The sequence below is a fragment of the Sphingobium sp. IP1 genome (genome assembly GCF_002708645.1).
Taxonomy (GTDB): Bacteria; Pseudomonadota; Alphaproteobacteria; order Sphingomonadales; family Sphingomonadaceae; genus Sphingobium; species Sphingobium yanoikuyae.
The window spans coordinates 34,553-57,470 of sequence record NZ_NOIW01000029.1 but is presented as its reverse complement, the minus strand read 5'-3'; the positions used below and the strand labels follow the sequence as shown (position 1 = coordinate 57,470).

23 protein-coding genes are annotated in these 22,918 nt (G+C 64.6%); 12 read left to right on the top strand and 11 right to left on the bottom strand.

Features of this window, described 5'->3' with window-relative positions; genetic code table 11:
- From CG471_RS12485 to CG471_RS12465, 5 genes are all read right to left on the bottom strand, one after another.
- Positions 1–440: N-succinylarginine dihydrolase (locus CG471_RS12485; protein WP_143560201.1), on the bottom strand; the 440-nt coding region annotated here is incomplete at its 3' end.
- Positions 437–1,456, bottom strand: coding sequence for an arginine N-succinyltransferase (locus CG471_RS12480; RefSeq protein WP_037506629.1), 1,020 nt, complete (start codon positions 1,454–1,456; stop codon positions 437–439). The genes CG471_RS12485 and CG471_RS12480, both read right to left, overlap by 4 nt.
- A gap of 16 nt (positions 1,457–1,472) precedes the next feature.
- A complete protein-coding gene (locus CG471_RS12475) occupies positions 1,473–2,690 on the bottom strand; it encodes a hydrolase (RefSeq protein WP_099232080.1) in 1,218 nt (405 codons plus the stop codon).
- Between the two features lie 41 nt (positions 2,691–2,731).
- Positions 2,732–3,631: a YdiY family protein gene (locus tag CG471_RS12470; protein ID WP_004207293.1), complete on the bottom strand. Its 900-nt coding sequence runs from the start codon at positions 3,629–3,631 to the stop codon at positions 2,732–2,734.
- Positions 3,632–3,672: 41 nt separating this feature from the next.
- Entirely contained in the window at positions 3,673–4,158 is a 486-nt protein-coding gene (locus tag CG471_RS12465) for an RNA pyrophosphohydrolase (protein WP_099232083.1), read from the bottom strand.
- Positions 4,159–4,347: 189 nt separating this feature from the next.
- Between CG471_RS12465 and CG471_RS12460 the strand changes: the two genes are divergently transcribed.
- The gene (locus CG471_RS12460; protein ID WP_099232079.1) at positions 4,348–5,724 is read left to right on the top strand and encodes a deoxyribodipyrimidine photo-lyase; all 1,377 of its coding nucleotides are present in this window, start codon (positions 4,348–4,350) and stop codon (positions 5,722–5,724) included.
- 37 nt (positions 5,725–5,761) lie between these two features.
- Complete coding sequence (locus CG471_RS12455) at positions 5,762–7,030, top strand: cyclopropane-fatty-acyl-phospholipid synthase family protein (protein WP_099232078.1); 1,269 nt, start codon at positions 5,762–5,764, stop codon at positions 7,028–7,030.
- Here CG471_RS12455 and CG471_RS12450 read toward each other — a convergent pair.
- Both CG471_RS12450 and purF read right to left on the bottom strand, forming a co-directional pair.
- Positions 7,027–7,743, bottom strand: a complete 717-nt coding sequence (locus CG471_RS12450) for an SDR family NAD(P)-dependent oxidoreductase (RefSeq protein ID WP_037506635.1) — start codon at positions 7,741–7,743, stop codon at positions 7,027–7,029. The two genes, CG471_RS12455 and CG471_RS12450, sit on opposite strands and share 4 nt — an antisense overlap.
- 96 nt (positions 7,744–7,839) lie before the next feature.
- Positions 7,840–9,300 carry an amidophosphoribosyltransferase gene (gene purF / locus CG471_RS12445; protein ID WP_017499557.1) on the bottom strand — a complete coding sequence of 487 codons (1,461 nt, stop codon included), beginning with the start codon at positions 9,298–9,300 and terminating at the stop codon, positions 7,840–7,842.
- 202 nt (positions 9,301–9,502) lie between these two features.
- Here purF and ccmC point away from each other — a divergent pair, with 202 nt between their 5' ends.
- The 8 genes from ccmC to CG471_RS12410 all read left to right on the top strand — a co-directional run bounded on the left by ccmC (position 9,503) and on the right by CG471_RS12410 (position 16,355).
- A complete protein-coding gene (gene ccmC / locus CG471_RS12440) occupies positions 9,503–10,225 on the top strand; it encodes a heme ABC transporter permease CcmC (RefSeq protein ID WP_099232077.1) in 723 nt (240 codons plus the stop codon).
- Between the two features lie 2 nt (positions 10,226–10,227).
- Positions 10,228–10,359: a heme exporter protein CcmD gene (locus tag CG471_RS30180; protein ID WP_143560200.1), complete on the top strand. Its 132-nt coding sequence runs from the start codon at positions 10,228–10,230 to the stop codon at positions 10,357–10,359.
- Positions 10,356–10,802 carry a cytochrome c maturation protein CcmE gene (gene ccmE / locus CG471_RS12435; RefSeq protein WP_004207285.1) on the top strand — a complete coding sequence of 149 codons (447 nt, stop codon included), beginning with the start codon at positions 10,356–10,358 and terminating at the stop codon, positions 10,800–10,802. Before CG471_RS30180 ends, ccmE begins: the two co-directional genes overlap by 4 nt.
- Positions 10,799–12,727, top strand: a complete 1,929-nt coding sequence (locus tag CG471_RS12430; RefSeq protein WP_099232076.1) for a heme lyase CcmF/NrfE family subunit — start codon at positions 10,799–10,801, stop codon at positions 12,725–12,727. The genes ccmE and CG471_RS12430 overlap by 4 nt, the downstream gene beginning before the upstream one ends.
- A complete protein-coding gene (locus CG471_RS12425) occupies positions 12,724–13,251 on the top strand; it encodes a redoxin family protein (protein WP_026108840.1) in 528 nt (175 codons plus the stop codon). The genes CG471_RS12430 and CG471_RS12425 overlap by 4 nt, the downstream gene beginning before the upstream one ends.
- Complete coding sequence (locus CG471_RS12420) at positions 13,251–13,661, top strand: cytochrome c-type biogenesis protein (RefSeq protein ID WP_099232082.1); 411 nt, start codon at positions 13,251–13,253, stop codon at positions 13,659–13,661. Before CG471_RS12425 ends, CG471_RS12420 begins: the two co-directional genes overlap by 1 nt.
- Entirely contained in the window at positions 13,658–14,299 is a 642-nt protein-coding gene (locus CG471_RS12415) for a hypothetical protein (protein WP_004207280.1), read from the top strand. Before CG471_RS12420 ends, CG471_RS12415 begins: the two co-directional genes overlap by 4 nt.
- A 133-nt stretch (positions 14,300–14,432) precedes the next feature.
- Positions 14,433–16,355: a potassium transporter Kup gene (locus tag CG471_RS12410; RefSeq protein ID WP_004207279.1), complete on the top strand. Its 1,923-nt coding sequence runs from the start codon at positions 14,433–14,435 to the stop codon at positions 16,353–16,355.
- 7 nt (positions 16,356–16,362) lie between these two features.
- On the opposite strand, the gene CG471_RS12405 is transcribed toward CG471_RS12410, so the two are convergent.
- Positions 16,363–17,430, bottom strand: a complete 1,068-nt coding sequence (locus CG471_RS12405) for a PA0069 family radical SAM protein (protein WP_099232074.1) — start codon at positions 17,428–17,430, stop codon at positions 16,363–16,365.
- A gap of 86 nt (positions 17,431–17,516) precedes the next feature.
- On the opposite strand from CG471_RS12405, the gene CG471_RS12400 reads away from it, so the two are divergent.
- Positions 17,517–18,029: a YbjN domain-containing protein gene (locus tag CG471_RS12400; protein ID WP_004207277.1), complete on the top strand. Its 513-nt coding sequence runs from the start codon at positions 17,517–17,519 to the stop codon at positions 18,027–18,029.
- 60 nt (positions 18,030–18,089) lie between these two features.
- Here CG471_RS12400 and moaB read toward each other — a convergent pair whose 3' ends face one another.
- From moaB to CG471_RS12385, 3 genes are read right to left on the bottom strand one after another with little or no spacing between them, the layout of a single operon-like run.
- On the bottom strand, positions 18,090–18,617 hold the full coding sequence (gene moaB / locus CG471_RS12395) for a molybdenum cofactor biosynthesis protein B (RefSeq protein ID WP_099232073.1): 528 nt from the start codon (positions 18,615–18,617) through the stop codon (positions 18,090–18,092).
- Entirely contained in the window at positions 18,617–20,404 is a 1,788-nt protein-coding gene (locus tag CG471_RS12390; protein ID WP_099232072.1) for a lytic transglycosylase domain-containing protein, read from the bottom strand. Before CG471_RS12390 ends, moaB begins: the two co-directional genes overlap by 1 nt.
- Positions 20,401–21,183 (bottom strand): uracil-DNA glycosylase family protein, encoded by a 783-nt coding sequence (locus CG471_RS12385; protein WP_099232071.1) that lies wholly within the window; start codon positions 21,181–21,183, stop codon positions 20,401–20,403. Before CG471_RS12385 ends, CG471_RS12390 begins: the two co-directional genes overlap by 4 nt.
- 81 nt (positions 21,184–21,264) lie before the next feature.
- Here CG471_RS12385 and CG471_RS12380 point away from each other — a divergent pair, with 81 nt between their 5' ends.
- Positions 21,265–22,917: an electron transfer flavoprotein-ubiquinone oxidoreductase gene (locus CG471_RS12380; protein ID WP_099232070.1), complete on the top strand. Its 1,653-nt coding sequence runs from the start codon at positions 21,265–21,267 to the stop codon at positions 22,915–22,917.
- Position 22,918: the final 1 nt, after the last annotated feature.

Sequence of the window (22,918 nt, the reverse complement as noted above, 5' to 3'; positions counted from 1 at the left end):
GTGTCGGAAAAAGCGAGGCGCAGTTGCGCCAGCGTCTGGGGCCATTCATGGCTGCGATGCGCCATGGTGACGAGATTGGCGACGGTCAGATGGGTGCGTCCGTCGGCGGTGTCGGCGGCGGGCGAAACGGTCGCGGCATTGGCCGCCCACATCGACGAGGCCGACATGGCGGCGGCGCGGATATGCGGATCGGCATTGCTGATGTCGGTGCCAAGGGTCGCGAGCCAGGCGCCGTCAGGACGCCATTGCGGCAGGAAAATACCCTGGGCAAGGCCGAGGCGCAGATTGCCGCGCATCTTCTCGATCCCCTGCAAGGCTGCGGCACGGGGGTGCGACACCGCGCCGGCATTGCGGGACGAGGCCAGATTGCCAAGGCTGAGGCCGGCATAATTATGGCTCGGGCCGACCAGCCCGTCGAAATTGATCTCGCGCACGCTCATGCCCGCCCCGCCATGGTGAATGCCTGTCCGACGTCCAGTTGCAGCAGCGCGGCGCTGGCCGCGTCGAGCGAGATGCTGCCATCCTCGCCCTCCTGCACATAGCCATAGGTGCAGCGATAATCGGCCAGCAGGCCGGTCGACACCAGCATCTTGTCGCCGCCCTTGTCATGGGTGGCCGCCAGCGTCACGTCGCGTGCCTGGGCCACGGTGCGGAGCTGGTCGATCTGGCCCACCATGGTCGGGCCGCCGTCGAAAATGTCGACATAGCCGGCGTTGGTGAAGCCCTCGGTCTCCAGCATCCGCATAGCCGCGCGACCATTGGGATGGGGCAGGCCGATGACGGCGCGGGCGCTGTCGGTCAGCATTGCGGTGTAGATTGGCGTCTTGGGCATCAGGTCGGCGATGAACTGGTTGCCGTTGACGGCATTGAACTCGTCAGCCTCCTGGAAATTCATGCCGAAGAAACGGCCGGCAAGACCGTCCCAGAAGGGCGAGCCGCCCGCTTCGTCGATCACGCCGCGCAATTCGGCGATGACCCGGTCGCCGAAGCGGTCGCGATGGTTGCGGATATAGAGATAGCGGCTGCGCGCGAGCAGCAGGCCGAGCCCCTCGGCCCGTTCGCGCGGATGGAGGAAGAGGCCGCCGACTTCGGTCGATCCTTCCAGATCGGTCGTGAGCGAGAGCATCTGCGCGCGGAAGGTGCGGGCCAGTTCGCGGCTATGCTGGGTAAGGACGCCCAGACGATAGGAATAGAAGGGCCAGCTCTGCCCCACCGTGCTGAAGATCTGGCAGGTGCCGCGCACCTGGCCGGTCTGCGCATTGACCAGCACCAGGACGATCAGATCATCCTTGATCCCGCCATCCTGCCGGCTGAGCGCCTGCTCGGTGCGCTCCAGCTTGGCGGTCAGGGCGGCGCGATCGGGCGGCAGGTTGGTGAAGCCACCGCCGGTCAGCTTTGCCATTTCATACAGGGTCTGCAGGTCGTCCGCTCGCGCGGTGCGCATGTAGAAACTCAAAAGGCGGTCCTCTCTCTCAATATTGTCCTTGTGCGATCCGCAGCAGTGCCAGCGCGGACAGTTGCGCGCGCTCGGCCAGGCTGTCGCTGATCAGAAATTCGGCATCGCTATGGATGCTGCCGCCGCGCACGCCCATCGTGTCGACCACCGGGACGCCGCAAGCCGCGATATTGTTGCCGTCGCAGACCCCGCCGGTGTCGCGCCAGCCGATGTCGAGGCCGAGTTCGGCGCCGCAACGCCTGACCAGGCCGAACAGCCGCTCGGCCTTGGCGTCCATGGGCTTGGGCGGGCGACCAAAGCCGCCGTGGAGATGCAGGCTGACGCCATGGTCGCGGGCGACATCGGCCATGGCCCGATCCAACAGGGCACGGGCCGCGATTTCATCGTCCGGCGTGCGCGGGCGGAAATTGACCCGCAGCACGGCATGGTCGGGCACGACATTATTCGGGCTGCCGCCGTCGATCTTGGCGGGGTTGCAGGAAAAGCCGCTGCCGCTGCCGGCCTTCAGGCGCAGCGCGAGATCGGCGGCCGCGAGCAGGGCATTGCGGCCATCGTCGGGATTGCGACCGGCATGGGCGCTGAGGCCGGTGACGACGATCGAGAAATTGCCGCTGCCTGCCCGCGCACCGGCCAGCGTGCCATCGGGCAGGGCCGGTTCATAGGTGAAGGCGGCGCGCTTGCCGGCTGCGGCCTGACGGAGCAGGGCGGCAGAGGAGGGGCTGCCGACTTCCTCGTCACTGTTGATGACAACCTGATAGCCCAGCGTCCGGGGTGCCTCGCTCTGCTCGATTGCCGTCAGGGCGGCGAGCATGACGGCTATGCCGCCCTTCATGTCGGCGACGCCGGGGCCGTTGAGAATGCGGGGTTCCAGCCAGCGAAGCGTCTGAAACGGATGATCGACCGGAAAGACCGTATCCATATGCCCTGTCAGCAGCAGCTGGACCGGCGCATCGGGACGGACGGTCAGGCGAAGATGCTGGCCATGGCGGATCACCGATGTGCGGCCGTCGGGCGCCACGGTTTCGACCGGATCGGGTTCGATCAGGTCTACCTCGCCCGGCAGCACCGAAAAGGCGTCGGCGAGCGTGGTGGCCATGGTGGCGAGCCCGGTCAGGTTGCGCGATCCGCTGTTGATGCTGGCCCATGCCTCGACCTGTGCCAGCATCGGCGCGGCGGCGGCCTGTTCCAGCAGGGCGGTTTCAGGGGCTGTTACGGGCGGGTGGATGCCGTTCATCCCGGAGGTCTATCAGAGCGCGGCCGCCTGCTCCACCCCGATCAGAAATCGTAGCTGAGGGTCAGGCGGCTGAGCGTGTCGAAGTCGCGCGCGGACAGCAGGGTCTCCGATTCATACTGCACCGTATAGGAGAGGCCAGCGGACAGGCGCGTGCTCACCTTGGTCTGCAACTGCGTCAGGGAATTGACTGAAAATACGTCAGTTTCCGCGTAACCTGCAGCGGTCTGCTTGAAGGTGACATTGGGCGCCAGACGCCAGGCCAGGTCCATAGATGCACGCGCGCCGAGCTTGGTTTCGCGCGGCCCGATCACATATTTGGCATGACGGACGGACGGGCCAACATCGAGCGACAGGTCGATCGGCTTGCTGACGATCACCTTGTAACCGATACCGGCCGAGGCGGTGTAGCGCTCGTCATAGCCGATCGAGGGATCGCGTTCGAACTGGGTCAGGCCATAGGCGAATCCGCGCGGATCGAACTGATAGCGCGGCTCATAGCTGGCGGTGTAGCGTTCGCGCGAGGTGACGCCATTGGCGCGGCGATAATCGACCGTGGCGCTGAGCTTGTGGCTCCACTCCAGCCCTTCGCGCTTGACCTGCGCCGCGGCGCTGATGCCGATTTCGCTGGTCGAACCGGTCGAGCGGAAGCCGCCGGCTTCCAGCTTGCCGGTCCATAATTCGGTGAAGCGCGCTTCGCGAATCACCGTGTCATGGGTCGCCTTGGTCCGTTCCTTCCAGCTGTTGACCATCTGCTGGATCTGGTCGGCGGATTGCGGATTGGTCTGCTTGGCGATCTTGGCGACGGTCGCGATTTCCGTCTCATTGCCATTGGCAATCGCCGCCTCCAGCATTTCGCGGACGGACGGCGGCAGCAGCGCGGGCGCATTGGCCCACGCCTGGGTGGCAAAGAGGAAGGGCAGGATAGCCAGACAGTGACGCATGACGCTGTCATAGCGAACCGACCGGGGATTTTAAGCCCCCATCAGATCAAGTCGTGGAATTCCTGCAATATGTCGCGGTAGAGCTTGCGCTTGAACGGCACGATCAACTCCGGCAGCGTTTCGGGCGCGGCCCATTTCCATTCGCGAAATTCGGGATGCTTGGTCTGGATGTCGATATGGCTGTCCTTGCCCAGGAAGCGGGCGAGGAACCAGATCTGGCGCTGGCCGCGATATTTGCCGCCCCACAGCTTGCCGATCAGTTCGGGCGGCAGGTCGTAGAAATGCTCGTCGCGGCTCTTGGCGATGATCTCGACATGTTCGGGCGTGATGCCGGTCTCTTCGCCCAGTTCGCGCAGCGCCGCCGTCTTGGCGTCTTCGCCCTCGTCGATCCCGCCCTGCGGCATCTGCCAGGCTTCCACGACATTATCGAGGCGCTGGCCGACAAAGACCTTGCCCGCCATGTTGACCAGCATGATCCCGACGCACGGCCGGTAGTTCAGTTCTGCATCATTCGGCATCGACGCCATGTTTTCCCCTGCATCGCTGCAGCCATGGCCGGTTGGCGACCCGTGGCTAGTGTATTGGGCTCCAGAATAGGCGGCGGCGATGCGCGCGTCCATTGGCCGAATCGACATTCATCGGATTTGCAGGTCATCTCCCGGAAGGGCGCGGAAAATTCATTTGGAACCGGGGGACTAGGCAGGCATTGGGCGATCATGCCATCCCCCACCATAATCTGGTTCCGCCAGGATCTGCGCCTTTCGGATCAGGCGGCGCTCGTCGCCGCCGCGCAGGCCGGCCCGGTCATTCCGCTCTATATCCTTGATGATGAAAGCCCGCGCCAATGGGCGATGGGGGGTGCGTCGCGCTGGTGGCTGCATCACAGCCTTGCCAGCCTGGACGAGCGACTGGGGACCAAGGGCTCGCGATTGATCCTGCGGCGCGGACGCTGCGCCGATGTGCTGGCGCAGGTGGCCGAGGAAAGTGGCGCGCAGGTCGTTCATGCGATCCGCCATCATGAGCCCTGGTGGCGCAACGCCGAAAAGGCGGTGGCAAGGCAGATTGAGCTGCGACTTCATGACGGCGGACTGCTATTGCCGGTGGAGGCGGTGCGGACGGGGGGCGGGACACCCTATCGCATCTACACGCCCTTTTCCCGCGCGGTGATGCTGCATATGCCACCTGCGCCACCACAGCCCGCGCCGCAGCGGATCGAGGCACCATCGCATTGGCCGGTCAGCGACAGGCTGGAGGATTGGACGCTGCTGCCGCGCGATCCGGACTGGGCGCGCGGCTTCCCTGCCGACTGGTCGCCGGGCGAAGAGGGGGCAAAGCGCTATCTCGACAGTTTTCTGGGAGAAGTCGGAGACTATGCGGTCGCGCGCGATCTGCCGTCGCAGGAGGGAACGTCCCGCCTGTCCCCGCATCTTCACTTCGGGGAGATTTCGCCGGCCAAGGTCTGGCATCGGGTGGCGCAGGCGCCGGGCGACGCGACCGTCTATCTGAAGGAACTGATCTGGCGCGACTATGCGCATAATCAGGTCTGGGCCCTGCCGACCTATGGATCGGAAAATGCCCAGCCCGCCTTCGATGCCATGCACTGGCGCGATCTGCGCGAGGCGCGAGGCGACTGGACGGCGTGGAAACAGGGCCGGACCGGCTATCCGATCGTCGATGCCGGCATGCGCCAGCTCTGGCAGACGGGCTGGATGCACAATCGGGTGCGGATGATCGCGGCCAGTTTCCTCATCAAGCATCTGCTGATCGACTGGCGCCATGGCGCGCGCTGGTTCTGGGACACGTTGGTCGACGCGGATTATGCCAATAACAGCGTCAACTGGCAGTGGGTGGCGGGCAGCGGCGTCGATGCCAATCTCTTCACCCGGATCATGGCGCCGCTGACCCAGTCGGACAAATTCGATGCCGCCGATTATATCCGCCAATGGGTGCCGGAACTGGCGGATCTGGACGGTCGCGTCGTCCATGATCCGGATTTTCATGGGGTTAGGCCATCATCCTATCCCGAAAAGCGGATCGGCCATCGCGAGGGGCGTGAGCGTGCGCTGGCGGCCTATCGCCAGATGAAGGGGTGATTGCAGCGACGCGCGGCATGGGGCAGAAAGAGGCCCGATGAATGCAGTCGACCCCCGTCGCGGCAAGGCCGCATTGTCGATCCGGCGACCGCCGGCAGACCGGACGCCGGGATGGCGGGCGCGCCTGTTCGCGCCGCTCTTCCATCGCCTGCTCGATCGTATCGACCAGGGATTGGAGCAGGGCTCGCTGGACGCGACTTTGCCGGACGGCACGCGCCGGCTATTGGGCGGACGGGCGCCGGGGTTCGACTGTGCCGTGGACCTGGTCGACTGGCGCGCCTTGGTGCGACTGGCGATGGGTGGCTCGGCGGGCTGGTATCGCGCCTGGGCGGCGGGCGAGTGGCGCAGTGCCGATCCGGTGCCGCTGTTCGCGCTGTTCATGGCCAATGCGGTATCGCTGGGCCGCGTTGCCCGGCCTCATGGGCCGGCCCGCTGGGCAGGACGGTTGCTGCACTGGGCGCGGCGGAATAATCGTAACGGCTCGCGCAGGAACATCGCCTTCCATTATGATCTGGGCAATGACTTCTACAGCCTATGGCTGGACAGGAATATGCATTATTCCAGTGCCTTGTTCCTCAATCCTGAGGATCGGATCGAAAGTCTGGAACGGGCGCAGCAGCGCAAGGTAGACGCCCTGCTGGAACGGCTGAACCTGCGCGACGGACAGGCGCTGCTGGAAATCGGATGCGGCTGGGGCGGCCTCGCGGAACAGGCGATGGAGCGCTGTGCCATCCAATATGACGGGCTGACCCTGTCGGTCGAGCAGGCTGATTATGCGCGCGATCGGCTGGGATCCGGCGCGCAGATCCACCTGACCGACTATCGCGACGCGCAGGGGCAATATGACGCCATTGCCAGCGTGGAAATGGTGGAGGCGGTCGGCCAGCATTATTGGCCCGACTATCTGGATGCGGTCGCACGCCTGCTGAAGCCCGGCGGGCGCGCCGCGATCCAATATATTTTGATCGACGATGCGATCTTCGATCATTATGCGCGCGGCGCCGACTTCATCCAGACCTACATCTTCCCCGGTGGCATGCTGATATCCGAAAGTCGCTTTCGGACGTTGGCGCAGGAACGCGGGCTGGAATGGCGCGACGTGCGCCACTTTGGCGGCCATTATGCCGAAACGCTGCGCCGCTGGCGCGAGCGGTTCGATCGGGCGATCGACGAAGGACGATTGCCGGCGAGTTTCGACCAGCATTTCGTCGGCTTGTGGCGCTATTATCTGATGTACTGTGAAGGCGGTTTCCGGGGCGGCACCATTGATGTCGCCCAGGTGACGCTGGCAAAGCCGGCCGCTTAACCCTCGACGCGCAGGCGATGGCCGTTCGGCGCATCGCTCAGCACCAGATCATGGATGGCCCTGGCGACCGTTTCCGGCCCCTTGAGCGTTGCCGGATCCTCGCCGGGGAAGGCGCGGGCGCGCATCGCGGTGCGGGTGGCGCCGGGGTCGACGATGTGGGTGCGGATGGCGGAGATGTTCTTCATCTCCTCGCCATAGGCGCCGACCAGCGTTTCGAGCGCAGCCTTGGACGCGCCATAGGCGCCCCAATAGGCGCGCGGCGTGGCGCCGACCGAGGATGTCAGCGCGATCACCCGCGCATCGGCGCTGGCCCGCAGCATCGGATCGAAGGCGGCGATCAGCGCCTGGGGCGCAGCGATGTTGAGCATCAGCAGCCGGGCAAATTCCTTGGCATCGATTGCGGGAACCGATGCCAGCGACCCGAGCGTCGCCGCGTTGAGAACGAGGATGTCGAGTGCCTTCCAGCGGCCAGAAATGGCCTGGGCCAGGCGGCCGATGCTTTCGCCGTCGATCAGGTCGAGCGGCGCGATGGTGGCGCTGCCGCCGGCCTGGTGAATGCGATCTTCCACCTCTTCCAGCCCACCGCTGGTGCGCGCGGTCAGGATCACATGGGCGCCGGCTGCTGCCAGAGCCTCCGCCGTCGCGGCGCCGATGCCCCGGCTGGCGCCGGTGACGAGCGCAAGTTTTCCGAACAGCGGCAAGGTATCAGACATCGGCTCTCCGTTCGCCCCGACCGATGCCGGGTGTCGTCGTGGGAAAAGGAAAGGGCGGGGTCGTGCGACCCCGCCCGGTCGGGCCTTGCCCGTGGATCAGGAGACCCGTTCTGCCAGCAGTTCGAACTGGTTTTCGACCACGGCTTCATCCTGGTCGGTGAGCTTGGTCGGATAGTCGCCAGTGAAACAGGCGTCGCAATATTGCGGACGGATGTCGGCGCGCTTCGCCTCACCCAGCGCCTTGTACAGGCCGTCGATCGAGATGAAGGCCAGGCTGTCGGCGTGGATGAAGTCCTGCATTCCGCCAATGTCCAGCTTGTGCGCCAGCAGCTTGGTGCGTTCGGGCGTATCGACGCCATAGAAGCAGCTATGCTTGGTCGGCGGCGAGGCAATGCGCATATGCACTTCGGCGGCGCCCGCTTCGCGCATCATCTGCACGATCTTCAGCGAGGTGGTGCCGCGCACGATCGAGTCGTCGATCAGCACGATGCGCTTGCCCTGGATGAGGGCACGGTTGGCATTATGCTTCAGCTTGACGCCCAGGTGGCGGACCTTGTCGCCCGGCTGGATGAAGGTGCGGCCGATATAGTGCGACCGGATGATGCCCAGTTCGAACGGGATGCCCGATTCCTGCGCATAGCCGATGGCGGCCGGCACACCGCTGTCGGGCACCGGGATGACATAGTCGGCCTCGACCGGATTTTCGATCGCCAGCTGCGCGCCGATCGCCTTGCGGACCGAATAGACGCTGGAATTGTCGATGATCGAATCGGGGCGGCTGAAATAGACATGCTCGAAGATGCAGGGGCGCGGATGCACTTCGCCGAACGGGCGGATCGAGCGCATTTCGCCATCCTTGGTGACGATGACGAGTTCGCCCGGATCGATCGAGCGGACATAGTCGGCGCCGACCACGTCGAGTGCGACGGTTTCCGAAGCGAAGATGGTCGAATCGCCCAGCTTGCCCATGACCAGCGGGCGGATGCCCAGCGGATCGCGGCAGGCGATCATGCCCTCGGGGGTCATCACGATCAGCGAATAAGCGCCTTCGATCTGCTTCAGCGCGTCGATGAACTTGTCGAGCAGGGTGCGATAATTGGACGTCGCGACCAGATGGATGATGACTTCGGTGTCCGAGGTCGACTGGAAGATGGAGCCGCGGCGGATCAGTTCGCGGCGGACCTTCATCGCGTTGGAGATATTGCCGTTATGGGCAACCGCGAAACCGCCGGAATTGAGTTCGGCATAGAGCGGCTGGACGTTGCGCAGCGAGGTTTCGCCGGTGGTCGAGTAACGGACATGGCCGCAGGCCGTGTCACCGGGGAGGCCCCGAATCACCTCGTCGCGGTCGAAATTGCCGGCGACATGGCCCATGGCACGATGGGTATGGAAATCATGCCCGTCCCAACTGGTGATGCCTGCCGCTTCCTGGCCGCGATGCTGCAGGGCGTGAAGGCCGAGCGCTACCATCGCGGACGCGGTTTCTGCGCCAGATACGCCAAAAATGCCGCATTCTTCGCGCAACTTGTCGTCGTCGAAAGGATTCGTCGTAATCATGGGTGTGAGCGGGTCCATTGCCGTTCCTGACCACCCCTCTGGGGCGACCTTTCGCGCGCATATAGTCCCTCCCGCTCGATTTGTCGCCTGCCTGTAACAAAAAAGCGTGGCCAATCGTGGCAACGCTGCGTTTTACTGGCTTTTCCATGGGCTAAACGGCCACTGGCGTTGACGTTCGGGTGCCGCTAAGAAACCTGTACTCATGCACCGTTTTGCCAATCCCGCCCGCTTCCTGAAGATCGCTCGTCCGATGACGGGCTGGCTGTTCTGGCCCGGCCTCGTGCTGCTGCTGGCCGGCTGCGCTTCGGGCCTGTTTCTGACGCCGGCGGATTATCTGCAGGGCGATACGGTGCGCATACTCTATATACATGTGCCGGCCGCGTGGCTGGGCATGGCAGGCTGGACCGGCATTGCCGTGTCCGGGCTGATGCAACTGGTGTGGCGCCATCCGCTGGCTTCCGTGGCCGGCCGCGCGATTGCGGCGCCGGGCGCGCTGTTCACCGCTATCTGCCTGATGACCGGTTCGATCTGGGGCCGGCCGACCTGGGGCACCTGGTGGGAATGGGACGGGCGCATGACGTCCATGCTGGTGCTGCTCTTCCTTTATCTCGGCTATATTGCCCTGGCCAACGCATCGGCGCGGCAGGGGCAAGGCGGGGTCAGCCCGGTAACCGCGATCTTCGGTCTGGTCGGCGCGATCAACATCCCGATCATCAACCGTTCGGTGGTCTGGTGGAACAGCCTGCACCAGGGGCCGAGCATCACGATGCGCGGATCGAGCATCGACGGATCGTTGCTGTGGCCGCTGGGCCTGACATTATTGGGTTTCACCTTGTTGTTCGCGGCGATCGTGCTGATGCGGATGCGGGCAATATTGGCACAAAATAAGGTCGAGGCGCGGATGCAGCGCCTGACGAGAGGGTAGAGATGAACCAATGGGCTTTCGTGATTGCCGCCTATGCCGTGACGGGCGTAGGCACGGCGATCGTCACCATCGCCAGTTGGCGCGCGATGCGATCGGCGGAACGTCAGGCCGAACGACTGTCTGACCGGACATGAAGGCCAAGCATCAACGGCTGATCCTGGCGCTCGCAGCGCTGGTGGCGATCATCGGCGCCGGGCTGCTCGCCGTATCGGCGCTGAAGGACGAAGCGGCCTATTTCTACGCGCCCAACGACGTGAAGACCAAGGGTGTGGAGCCCGGCAAGGCGATCCGTCTGGGCGGCATGGTGGTGAAGGGCAGCCTCAAGCGCGCGGCCGATGGCGTGACGATCAATTTCGACGTGACCGACGGCAAGGCGACCGTGCCGGCGACCTTCAGCGGCATCGCGCCCGACCTGTTCAAGGAAGGCAGCGGCGTCGTGGCGGAAGGCGCTTTCGATAGACAGGGGCGGTTCGTCGCCACCAATTTGCTGGCCAAGCATGACGAGCGCTACATGCCGCGCGAACTGGACGGCATGACCTATAATGAAACCACGCATGAGATGAAGGCCGCGCCATGATCGCCGAAGCCGGTCTTGCCGCCCTGTGGTTTGCGGCGGTCCTCGCACTGCTCCAGCTGTTTCTGGTCGGCATGGGGCTGGCGGGCGGCAAGGGCGAGGTGCTATGCGCCGTTCGTCCTGTCGCTGTTTTGCAGGGCGTGCTGACGGCAGCCGCCTTTGTTGCGCTGATCAGCCTGTTCCTGCGGTCCGACATGTCGGTGCTGCTGGTGGCGACCAACAGCCATTCGGCCAAGCCCTGGCTCTACAAATTCGCCGGAACCTGGGGCAATCATGAAGGGTCGATGCTGCTCTGGGTGACGGTGATGGGTGTCGCCGGCGCGGCGGTGGCGCTGTTCGAGCGGGCATTGAAGCGCGACGCGCATATGGCGACGCTGGGGGCGCAGGCGGCGATCAGCCTGGGTTTCTATGCCTTCCTGCTCTTCTCCTCCAATCCCTTCGCCCGCATTTCCCCGGCACCGGCGGACGGGCAGGGGCTCAACCCGCTGCTGCAGGATCCCGGTCTCGCCTTCCATCCGCCGACGCTCTATCTCGGCTATGTTGGCCTGTCGGTCGCCTTTTCCTTCGCGGTCGGGGCCTTGTTGACGCGGCAGGTGGATGCGGCGTTCGCCCGAGCCATGCGCCCCTGGGTGCTGGCCGCCTGGGTCATGTTGACGCTCGGTATCACGGCGGGCAGCTATTGGGCCTATTATGAGCTGGGCTGGGGCGGCTGGTGGTTCTGGGATCCGGTCGAAAATGCGTCGCTGATGCCCTGGCTGGCGGCGACCGCGCTGCTGCACAGCGTGACCGTGCTGGCGACCCGCGACGCGCTGCGCGCCTGGACGGTGATGCTGGCCGTCGTCGCCTTCTCCATGTCGATGGTCGGCACCTTCCTGGTCCGGTCGGGCATATTGACCAGCGTCCATGCCTTCGCCGTCGATCCGGAGCGGGGCAGTTTCATCCTGGCCTTGCTGGCACTCTATATTGGCGGCGCTTTGGCCCTGTTCGGCTGGCGGATCGGCACGGTGCGCGAGGGCGCGCCGTTCGAACTGGTCAGCCGCGAAACCTTCCTGGTGGTCAACAACCTGTTGCTCTCCGTGATCCTCGGGCTGGTGCTGATCGGTACGCTTTACCCGCTGATGACCGAAGCATTCGGACACAAGGTGTCGGTCGGCGCGCCCTATTTCGATCGCATTGCCGGACCAATCGCGCTCATCCTGCTGATCGTCATGGCGGCAGGGCCGCTCACCCGCTGGCGCCGGGATCGGGCACGCGCCGTGGCCGCGCGCATGCTCGTTCCAGCGGCGGTCGCACTGGCGGCCGTGGTGCTGGTCGGCGCGCTCGCCTGGGGCCGGATCGGGCTGTTGCCTTATTGCGGGCTGGTGGTGGCGCTGGCCGTCGGCGTGGGATCGCTGGCGCCGCTCTGGAAGCGCAACCTGCGCCGCACGCCGCTCTTCACCTATGGCATGGTGATCGCCCATCTGGGCTGTGCCGTCAGCCTGGCGGGCATGGCCTGCGATTCGGCGTTCACGGTCGAGAAGCTGGTGGCCGTCCGACCGGGCGACAGCATCGAGACGGCCGGCTGGACGCTGCGCTTCCAGCGTATCCTGCCGCTTGCTGGCGACAATTGGACGGCGTTGCAGGCGGACGTCATTGCGGAGCGCAGCGGCCGGGCGGTGGTGATCCATCCGCAATCGCGCTTCTTCGCCTCGCCGCCGACGACCACGACCGAGGCGGCCCTGCTGACCCGATGGAATGGTCAGCTCTATGTCGTGCTGGGGCAGGAAGCCGATGCCGGTCGCTGGCAGATGCGGATCTGGTGGAAGCCGTTCGTGACGCTCATCTGGCTGGGCGGGATCATGATCGCGCTGGGTGGCCTGCTGGCGCTGGTCGGGCGAGAGCGGCGCGGCTGGCTGATGAAATGGCGCGCACGAAGGGCAATGGCATGAGGAAGCTGCTGATCTGGCTGCCGCTTGTCCTGTTCCTCGGCTTCTTCGCCCTGTTCGCAAGCGGCCTGTTCAAGCCGGATGACCGTGTCATCACCTCCAAGCTGATTGGCCAGGCTTTGCCGGCTTTCACCCTGCCGGCTGCTGCCAGCGATCGTCCCGCGCTCGCCAGCACGCAGTTGGCGGATGGCAAGCCGCGTCTGCTCAACATCTTTGCCAGCTGGTGCATTCCCTGCGCGGCGGAGGCGCCGCAACTAATGGCGCTCAAGCAGGCCGGGGTGGAGATCGATGCGATCGCGATCCGTGATGCCCGGCCCGATGTCGACGCCTTCCTGGCGCGCAACGGCAATCCCTATAGCCGGATCGGCCTGGATGCGCGCAGTGGCGTGCAGATCGCGCTGGGCTCGTCCGGCGTGCCGGAAACCTTCGTGATCGATGGCAAGGGCAGGATTGCCTATCAGCATATTGGCGACATCCGCGCCGATGACGTGCCGATGCTGCTGCAACGGCTGAAGGATGCGCAATGATGCGGGGGCTGCTTTTTCTTCTCCTGTTGATGCTCGTAGCGCCGGTTCGGGCGCAGACCGCCCTGCCGCCCGCGCCCTATGCCGACCGGCAGCTTGATGACCCGGCGCTGGAGCGCAAGGCGAAGGCGCTGATGGAAACCATCCGCTGCCTTACCTGCCAGAGCCAGTCGATCGCCGATTCGAACGCCAGCATGGCCGGCGACATGCGCTCCGAGATACGCGAGCGGATCAGGGCGGGGGAGGAGCCTGAGCATATCAGGCGCTGGCTGATCGAGCGTTATGGCGATTGGGTTAGCTATGAGCCGACGGCCGCGCCGATCCTCTGGCCGCTTTGGGCCGCGCCGATCGTGTTGCTTGCATTGGGGCTGTTGTTGATGCGCGGACGGATCAAGCGGAGGCCACGGGCATGACGGGCTGGATCATTGCTTTCGGCATCGCCATCCTTGCCATGGCGGCGCTCTGCTTTATCGGGCGTATCCCGCGCGTGACGCGGGAGATTGTTGCGGCGGCTTTGCTGGTCGGCCTCGCGGGCTATGCCTGGCAGGGGCATCCCGGCCTAGCCGGCGCGCCGCGTCAGGTCGCGGCCGAGAAGGAAGCGCAGTTCGACGAGAAGCTGGCGGAGCGACGCCGCAGTCTGGCGGAGCGCTATGGCCCGGCTGGCCAATGGCTGATCATGTCGGATTCCTACGGGCGGCGCGGCCTGACCAAGGAGGCGGCCAATATCCTGCTGTCCGGCCTCAAGCAGACGCCGGAAGACGCCAATCTGTGGCTGGGCATGGGGAATGCGCTGGTCGCGCATGCTGATGGCGTGGTCGCGCCAGCGGCGGACTATGCCTATCGCCAGGCGTTGCGGCTGGACCCGGAAGGGCCGGCGCCGCGCTATTTCTATGGCCTTGCCCTCGCCCAGGCCGGACAGTTGGACGCCGCGCGCAAACAATGGTTGCCGCTGGCGCAATCGGCGCCCGAAGGCAGCAAGATCAAGGCGGAACTGCAGGCCAATATCGCGCGTATCGACGCCATGCTGGCGATGGATGCGGCTTCGCGATGATCCGCATGGGGGCGATCATTGCGTGAACCCTGTGCCCATGGTAGGGGCCGGCGGTTTGCTGGGCTCCGTCCTTGGAATGAGAATTGCCCTGGCAAGGGTTGCGACATGATATTGATGATCGGGCATTTCCTTCATGGCTGATGACAGCGCGGTCGCCGTCCCCGAAGACGGCGAGCAGGAAGGGCATGGCCATGCCCGCCAGAAAGCCACGGCCAAGCTGGTCGTCGGCGCGATCGGCATCGTCTTCGGCGATATCGGCACCAGCCCGCTCTACGCCTTCCGCGAAACCTTTGCGGGGCACCATCATCTCGACCTCGATCCCGACCATATATTGGGCGTCATCAGCCTGATGTTCTGGTCGATGATGCTGGTCGTGACGCTCAAATATGTCAGCATCATCATGCGCGCCGACAACAAGGGCGAAGGCGGCAGCCTGGCCCTGCTGGCGCTGATCAACGGCCAGACCAAGACACAGCGCTGGTCGCGCGGCATCGTGCTGCTGGGCGTGTTCGCGACCGCCCTCTTCTACGGCGATTCGATGATCACGCCGGCGGTTTCCGTGCTGTCGGCGGTGGAAGGTCTGGCGGTCTACAACGCCAACCTTGCGCCTGCGATCCTGCCGGTTGCGGTGCTGATCCTGCTTGGCCTGTTCTGGATCCAGGGTCTGGGGACCAACAAGGTCGCGACCCTGTTCGGGCCGATCATGCTGATCTATTTCGTGACGATCGCGTCGCTCGGCGTGCTCAGCATCGTCAAGACGCCGGGCATTCTCTACGCCTTCAATCCCTATTGGGCGGTGATGTTCTTTGCCACCGATCCGCTGCCCGCCTTCCTGGCGCTGGGCTCGGTCGTGCTGGCGGTGACGGGCGCCGAAGCGCTCTATGCCGATATGGGCCATTTCGGCCGCAGCCCGATCCGCGTGTCCTGGCTGATTTTCGTGCTGCCGGCGCTGATGCTCAACTATATGGGGCAGGGTGCGCTGCTCTTCCGTGAAGGCGCCGCGGCGCTGCACAGCCCCTTCTACAATCTTGCGCCGCAATGGATGCAGTTGCCGCTGATCGGCCTTGCCACGCTGGCGGCGATCATCGCCTCGCAGGCGGTGATATCCGGCGCTTTCTCGGTCACGCAGCAGGCGATCCAGCTCGGCTTCATGCCGCGTTTGCGGATCGAGCATACCAGCGCCTCGACGGCCGGCCAGATCTACATTCCCCTGATCAACTGGGGCCTGATGGTCATGGTCATCCTGCTGGTGCTGGTGTTCAAGACCTCGTCCAACCTGACCGCAGCCTATGGCATTGCCGTCACCGGTGCGATGTTCATCGACAATGTGCTGCTGACCGTGGTGCTGTACCGCTTGTGGCACTGGAAATGGTATTATGCCGCGCCGCTGCTTGCCGTCTTCTACCTAGTTGATGGCGCCTATCTGGCGGCAAATCTGACGAAGGTGCCCGACGGCGGCTGGTTCCCGCTGCTGATCGGCTTCGTCGTCTTTACCTTGCTGACCACCTGGTCGCGCGGGCGCCGGCTGGTGCAGGAACGGCTGCGTGAGGCAGCAATGCCGATCCCGGTATTCGTGGCTTCGGCCGCCAACAGCGCCGTGCGCGTGCCGGGCACCGCCGTCTTCATGACCTCGACGCCCGATGGCGTGCCGCATGCGCTGCTGCATAATCTCAAGCACAACAAGGTGCTGCATGAGCGGGTGATCCTGCTGACCGTCAAGATCAAGGATGTACCGGTGGTCGAGGATGACGGCCGCTGCAAGCTGGAGGATCTGGGGCGCGGCTTCTTCCGTCTGGTGCTGCAATATGGCTTCATGCAGGAGCCTGATGTTCCGGCCGCGCTCAAGAATGTGACCGGCTGCGGCCAGGCGTTCAAGATGATGGACACCAGCTTCTTCCTGGCACGCCAGACGCTGCTGCCTTCGGCCAATCCCGGTATGCCGCTGTGGCGCGAGAAGATCTTCGCCTGGATGCTCCGCAACGCGGAAAGCGCGATGGAGTTCTTCCGCCTGCCGACCAACCGCGTGGTCGAACTGGGCAGCCAGGTCGAGATTTGATCAACTTCTAGAAGAGCCGCATCTGCGCGCCCTCGGGCGGCCGGAACAGGTCGGTGCGGACGCTGATCCGCGCCTGCCCCAGATTGGCCTTGCGCCGCGCCTTGATGAAGCGGGTGCGGGTCAGGTCGGCCCAGACGCCCTGACCGCGCATCCGGCTACCGAAATCGGGATCATTGTCGCGCCCGCCGCGAATGTCGCGGATCATCGCCATTACCTTGGCGGCCCGATCGGGATAATGGGTATCCAGCCATGCGCGGAACAGTGGCGCGACCTCATGCGGCAGGCGGACGAGGATGTAGTTGACGTCCTGCGCGCCGGCCATGGCAAGTCGCGCCACCACCTGTTCGATCTCATGATCGTTGATCGCCGGGATGATCGGGGACATGTTGGCCGATACCGGCACGCCGGCTTCGGCCAGGCGATTGATCGCGGCGACCCGTCGCTCGGGATGGGGTGCGCGCGGCTCCAGCGTGCGCGCGACCTTGGGGTCAAGTGAGGTGACTGAAATCATCACCGCCACCAGATTGTCGCGCGCCAGATCGGCAAGCAGGTCGATGTCGCGCAGGATGCGATCGGACTTGGTGGTAATGAAGACCGGATGGCGGCATTCCACCATCACCTCTAGCAATTGGCGGGTAATGCCCCAATCCTTCTCGATCGGCTGATAGGGGTCGGTATTCGTGCCCATGGCGATCGGTGAGACGCTGTAATTGCCGCGCGCCAGTTCCTTGCGGAGCAGCGCTGCCGCATCGGGCTTGGCGAACAGGCGCGTCTCGAAATCCAGCCCCGGCGACAGGTCATGATAGGCGTGGGTCGGCCGGGCAAAGCAATAGATGCAGCCATGCTCGCAGCCGGCATAGGCGTTGATCGACTGGGAAAAGGCGATGTCGGGCGACGCGTTGCGCGAGATGATCGTGCGCGGCGTGATCAGCGAAACGCTGGTGCGCAGTTTCCGGGCCGGTCCGTCGATCGCTTCCATGGCGTCGAGCCAGTCGCCGTCCGCCTCGCGCGCGGCCAGATTGAACCGGCTGCTGGCCTGGTTGTGCGTTGCGCCGCGTCCGGGGATGTTTGCCATCTGGGAATAAGAACATATCATGAACTTATTGACAAGGTCGCTTCCGACGCGTCATGGCTGCCCCCTTGAAAGCAGGGGGAAATATCATGCGTGCCTGGTGGCTTGTTCCGGCTCTGATGATGATGGCAGGCGCGGCCGATGCCGCGACGCCGACGACGGATTGTGCCGCAAATATGGTCTGCGCCAGCCGGCCGCAGTCGGTGGTCGATGCGTTGCAGGCGGCGGGCTACAAGGCGGCGCTGACCAAGAGCAAGTCGACCGGCAATCCGATGATCGAGAGCGCTGCCAGCGGTTATAATTTCACCATCTATTTCTATGGCTGCGAAGAAATGAAGGACTGCAACTCGTTGCAGTTCGGTATCAATTTCGCGGATGATGGCGGCAACACGGTCGAACTGGCGAACAAGTGGAACCAGTCCAAGCGCTTCATCCAGATGTCGCTGGCCGACGACAAGACGCTGGACGTGTCCTATGACGTCAGCACGATCGGCGGTCTCAATCAGGAAAATTTTGCCGATGTGGTCGACTGGTGGTCAGTGATGCTCGGCGAACTCAGCAAATTCTTCAAGGAGAACCCGGCGCCCACGCTCAAGAAGTGAGGGCGCGGGGGCCGGAGCCGTAACGAAAAATCGCCCTTTTGCGATTTTTCAAACAGCCGCTCAGCACTCGGTGAGGCGCGGCATCAGCTCGACGAAATTGCAGGGGCGGAACCGGCTGTCGAGCTGGCTGGCAAGAATGCCGTCCCAGGCATCCCGCACCGCGCCAGTCGAACCGGGCAGCGCGAAGATATAGGTGCCGCGCGCGACGCAGGCGGTGGCGCGCGACTGGATGGTCGAGGTGCCGATCGACTGATAGCTGAGCCACCGGAACAGCTCGCCGAAACCGGGAATTTCCTTGTCCTGCACCTGGGTCAGTGCCTCGGGCGTGACATCCCGGCCGGTGACGCCGGTGCCGCCGGTGGTCAGGATCACATCGACCTGCGGATCGTCGATCCAGGCGTGAAGGCGTGCGACGATGGCACTGCGATCATCAGTGACGATCAGCCGGTCGGCCAGGACATGGCCCGCGCCGGTCAGGCGATCGACCAGCGTATCGCCGGACCGGTCATCGGCCAGGGTGCGGGTGTCGGAAACGGTTAGTACGGCGATGCGGACGGGCAGGAAGGTCCGGCCCTCATCGATCGGCATCAGTCCGATCCGCCGGCGATCATCGCCCGGCCATCGGCCTTGCTGAGACGCACCAGCTTGACGCCCTTGGCATTGGGGAAGGTTGGCCACATGCCCTGCGCCATGCCGGTCAGGCAATCCGCCTCGCCCTTCGCCTGGATCTGGTACATCCAGTAGTTGCGCATGACGATGTTCACATAGGCGCGGGTTTCATAATAGGGCAGGGATTCGATGAAGAGCAGCGGATCGCCCTTGTCCTTCACCTCGCTGTTCCAGCGTTCGACCGGCAGCGGGCCGGCATTATAGGCGGCCATCACCTTGGGCAGCAGGCCGCCGGTCGCGCTCATGTCGCGCAGCGATTCCAGATAGCGCTGGCCATATTCCATGTTGGTGGACGGCACGAACAATTGCGATGCGTTGGACAGGCCGACATCGCCGGCGGTGCCGGGGCGCACCTGCATCAGGCCGCGGGCGCCGGCGCTGGAGACGACGTCCGAACGGAAGCCGGATTCCTGCAGCGTATGGGCGTAGATCAGCGACGGATCGACGCGCCAGCCGCCGTCGGGCCGCCAGGCGGGGGCCGGGAAGCGGGCGAAGCTGTCGGGCTGCTTGCCGGCCGGGCCATTATGGGCGAGCCAGAGCTGGGTTGCGGGCAAGTTGAGCGCGCTGGCCAAGCGCAGCAGCGCATCATATTGGGCGGTGCCGCCCAGCTTCGCCTGATAGCGGAGGATTTCGTCGGCGCGGCCATTCTCGCCGATGCCGGCCAGCGCGATCGCGCTGCGGACATTGGGGCTGTCCTTGAGCTGGCGCCAGTCATTGTCGCTGAAACGCGCGTTCATGGTCGCGCCGCCCAGCGGCATGCCCAGGCTTTCGCGGGCGAGCAGGCCATAGAAGGTCTCGTCGGATCGCGCCGCGAGCTTCAGCATATTCTCGACCTTCTCGGCCTCGCCGCAGACCATATAGGCGCGCGATGCCCAATAGGCGCCGGCCGCGCGCATGTCGGCGTCGCCTGCCAGCGCCGCGACATTGGCGAAGGCCGGGGCCGCAGCGCGGCAATCATTCTGGCGCCAGGCGGCCAGGCCCGTCGTCCAGTGAGCCTGCACCGTCCAGTCGCCGCCGGTACGGGTTTCGAGCGCGCGCGCGGCCATACGACGCGCGTTGAGATCGTCGCTCTCGATATAATAGGCCCAGGCTACACGCTGGCGCACCTCGGTCAGGCCTTCGGGCGTCAGCCCGGCTTCGCCAGCGGTGAGAAGTCCTTCTGCGCCGGCCGGATCGTCATTCTTGATGAAGGTCAGGATCTGGGCCGACAGGCTCTGGGCCAGAACGTCCGTCTTGCTGCCGCTGACATATTGGCGGCGGGGTGCCGAGCCCAGCCATACCAGCTTCTGCACCTGCGGCAGATCAGGCAGGATGGTCGCGCCGCGCTTCTGCGCCAGGCGGGAAAGCTGGTCGGCCTTGGGCAGCCAGGCTGCCTTGTTGACGAGGTCGAGCAGATCGAACAGCTCGACGCGCGGCGATCCCTTGGCAAGATAAAGTTCCGACAGGGCGAGCGGGCGGACCGCGTCCTGCGGGTCGAGTGCCAGGATCATCGCCTTGGCATCCGACCATTTCTGGTCGCGCAGGGCGGCGAAGATGGCATTGTAGCGCGCCTTGTCGCCATCGGACAGTTGGAGCGGGGTGCTGGCGGTGGAACTGGTCGGCAAGGTGGGGAGGGTTTCGGCCGCCTTGGCACTGGCCGGGATCGCCAGCGCCGCGCTCATGCTGAGCAGGGCAAGGCTGGAAATGCGGGTTGCAACGCGAATCACGGGCGATCTTCCTCAATCAGGCTTTGCAGGGCGCGCCAGCATTCCGCCTTGGCCGCGGGCTGGCTGAGCAGCAGGCGCGGATGGAATGTGGCAATGGCGGGCACAGTGCCGCCATCATGGTTAAAGGGGCGTAAACCGGTGGACCGGTCGGCGCCATCGGTCGGAAGCAGCGCACGGACCGTCCGATCGCCGAGCAGGAGCAGGCGGCGCGGCGCGGCGAGATGGACATGCAGCCTGATGCGATCGGCGACATGGGCCAGATCGCTTGCCTCCACCATGCCGCCGGCGGGGCGGACGGTGAACAGCGAAGCCAGGCAGATATCGTCACGGCGCAGGCCGATGGCCCGCATCATGGCATCGAACAGAGCGCCGGCGCGATCGGCGAACAAATGACCCGCGCCGGCATCTACCATGTCGGGCATGTCGGTAATGACCATCAGAGGCGCTTCGGCCGGGCCGGTCGGCAGGATCGGGGTGCCGGGCCATTTGCGTTCGGGCTGGGCCGAATCACTGGCAAGCCATTCGAGATAGGCGTCCAGCGTCTTGGGTTTTTCAGGCGGTGGTGGGGCGAAGGCCTTCGCAGCCTGCTCGGCCAGTTGCGCGCGTGTCGGCTGGGGCCGCAACCAGTTGACTGGTGCTTCCGCTACGGCGCCGTCCACCCCCGCCAGCGACCACCACGCCAGATAGGCGTCCGGCGCTGCGGCTCCAAAGTCCCGCTCTAATCCCCGCATCACGATGCCCTTGGGCCAGAGGTTGACGCGAGGGTCAAGAATCTTCATCGCGTGGAATGTCAAAACGTTGGAGTAATAAGGCGACCGGATGGCCGGACATGTGCTGGCGGGCGCCTTTATGGAGGGATTATGAGCGAACGGGATTCGATGCCCTATGACATCGTCATCGTCGGTGGGGGACCGGCTGGCCTGTCTGCAGCGATCCGGCTGAAGCAATTGGCCAATGCCGCCGGGCAGGAGCTGGCCGTCTGCGTGCTGGAAAAGGGGTCGGAAATCGGCGCCCATATCCTGTCAGGCGCGGTGGTCGATCCTAGGGCGCTGGATGAGCTGATCCCAGACTGGAAGGAACAGGGCTGCCCGATGGCCGATGTTCCGGTCACCGACAACCAGCATTGGGTCTTGTCCAAGGCGGGCAAGATGGCGATGCCGCACATCATGACGCCGGGCTGGATGCACAATAAGGGCACCTATACCGGATCGCTGGGCAATCTGTGCCGCTGGCTGGCCGAGCAGGCCGAAGGTCTTGGCGTCGAAATCTTCCCCGGCTTCGCCGCTGCCGAAATCCTCTACAATGAGGATGGCAGCGTGAAGGGCGTCGCGACCGGCGACATGGGCATTGCCCGTGATGGCGAGCGCAAGGCGGACTATCAGCCGGGCCTGGAACTGCACGCCAAATATACCTTCTTTGCCGAGGGCGCGCGCGGCCACCTGACCAAGATCCTCAAGCGCCAGTTCGACCTGGAGGCCGATTGTGAGCCGCAGGTCTATGGCCTGGGGATGAAGGAATTGTGGGACATCGATCCTGCCAAGCATCAGCCGGGCCTTGTCATCCATACGCAGGGATGGCCGCTAACTGACGCATATGGCGGCGGTTTTCTATACCATCAGGCCAATGGCCAGGTTGCGCTCGGCTTCGTCGTGGGCCTTGGCTATCGCAACCCGCACCTCTATCCGTTCGAGGAATTCCAGCGCTGGAAGCAGCATCCGGAAATCCGCAAGTTCCTGGAGGGCGGTCGCCGCGTTTCCTATGGCGCGCGCGCGATCAACGAGGGCGGCTGGCAGTCAATCCCCAAGCTGGTCTTCCCCGGCGGTGCTCTGATCGGTTGCTCGGCCGGCTTCGTCAACGTGCCGCGCATCAAGGGCAGCCATACCGCCATGAAGTCGGGCATGCTGGCCGCCGAGGCCGCGTTCGAGGCGATCCAGGACGAGCGCGCGCGCGACGTGCTGCACGATTATGAGGATCGCCTGCGTTCCAGCTGGATCGCGGACGAACTGAAGCTGGTGAAGAATGCCGAGCCGCTGCTGGCCAAGTTCGGCAACACCATCGGCACGCTGCTGGCGGGCATCGACATGTGGATGCGGACGCTCAAGATCGGCCTGCCTTTCACCATGAAGCACAAGCCCGATTGCGAGAAATTGTGGCGCAAGGACCAGTGCGAGAAGATCGCCTATCCCAAGCCCGATGGCGTGATCAGCTTCGATCGTCTGTCCTCTGTGTTCCTGTCGAACACCAATCATGAGGAGGACCAGCCGGTCCATCTGCAGCTCAAGGATCCGTCGGTCCCGATTTCCTACAATCTGCCCCTTTATGACGAGCCGGCTCAGCGTTATTGTCCTGCCGGTGTCTATGAAGTGGTCGGTCTGGATGAAGGGGAGCCTCGCTTCCAGATCAACGCGCAGAATTGCGTCCACTGCAAGACATGCGACATCAAGGACCCGACCCAGAATATCAACTGGGTCGTGCCCGAGGGCGGTGGAGGACCGAATTATCCGAACATGTAGG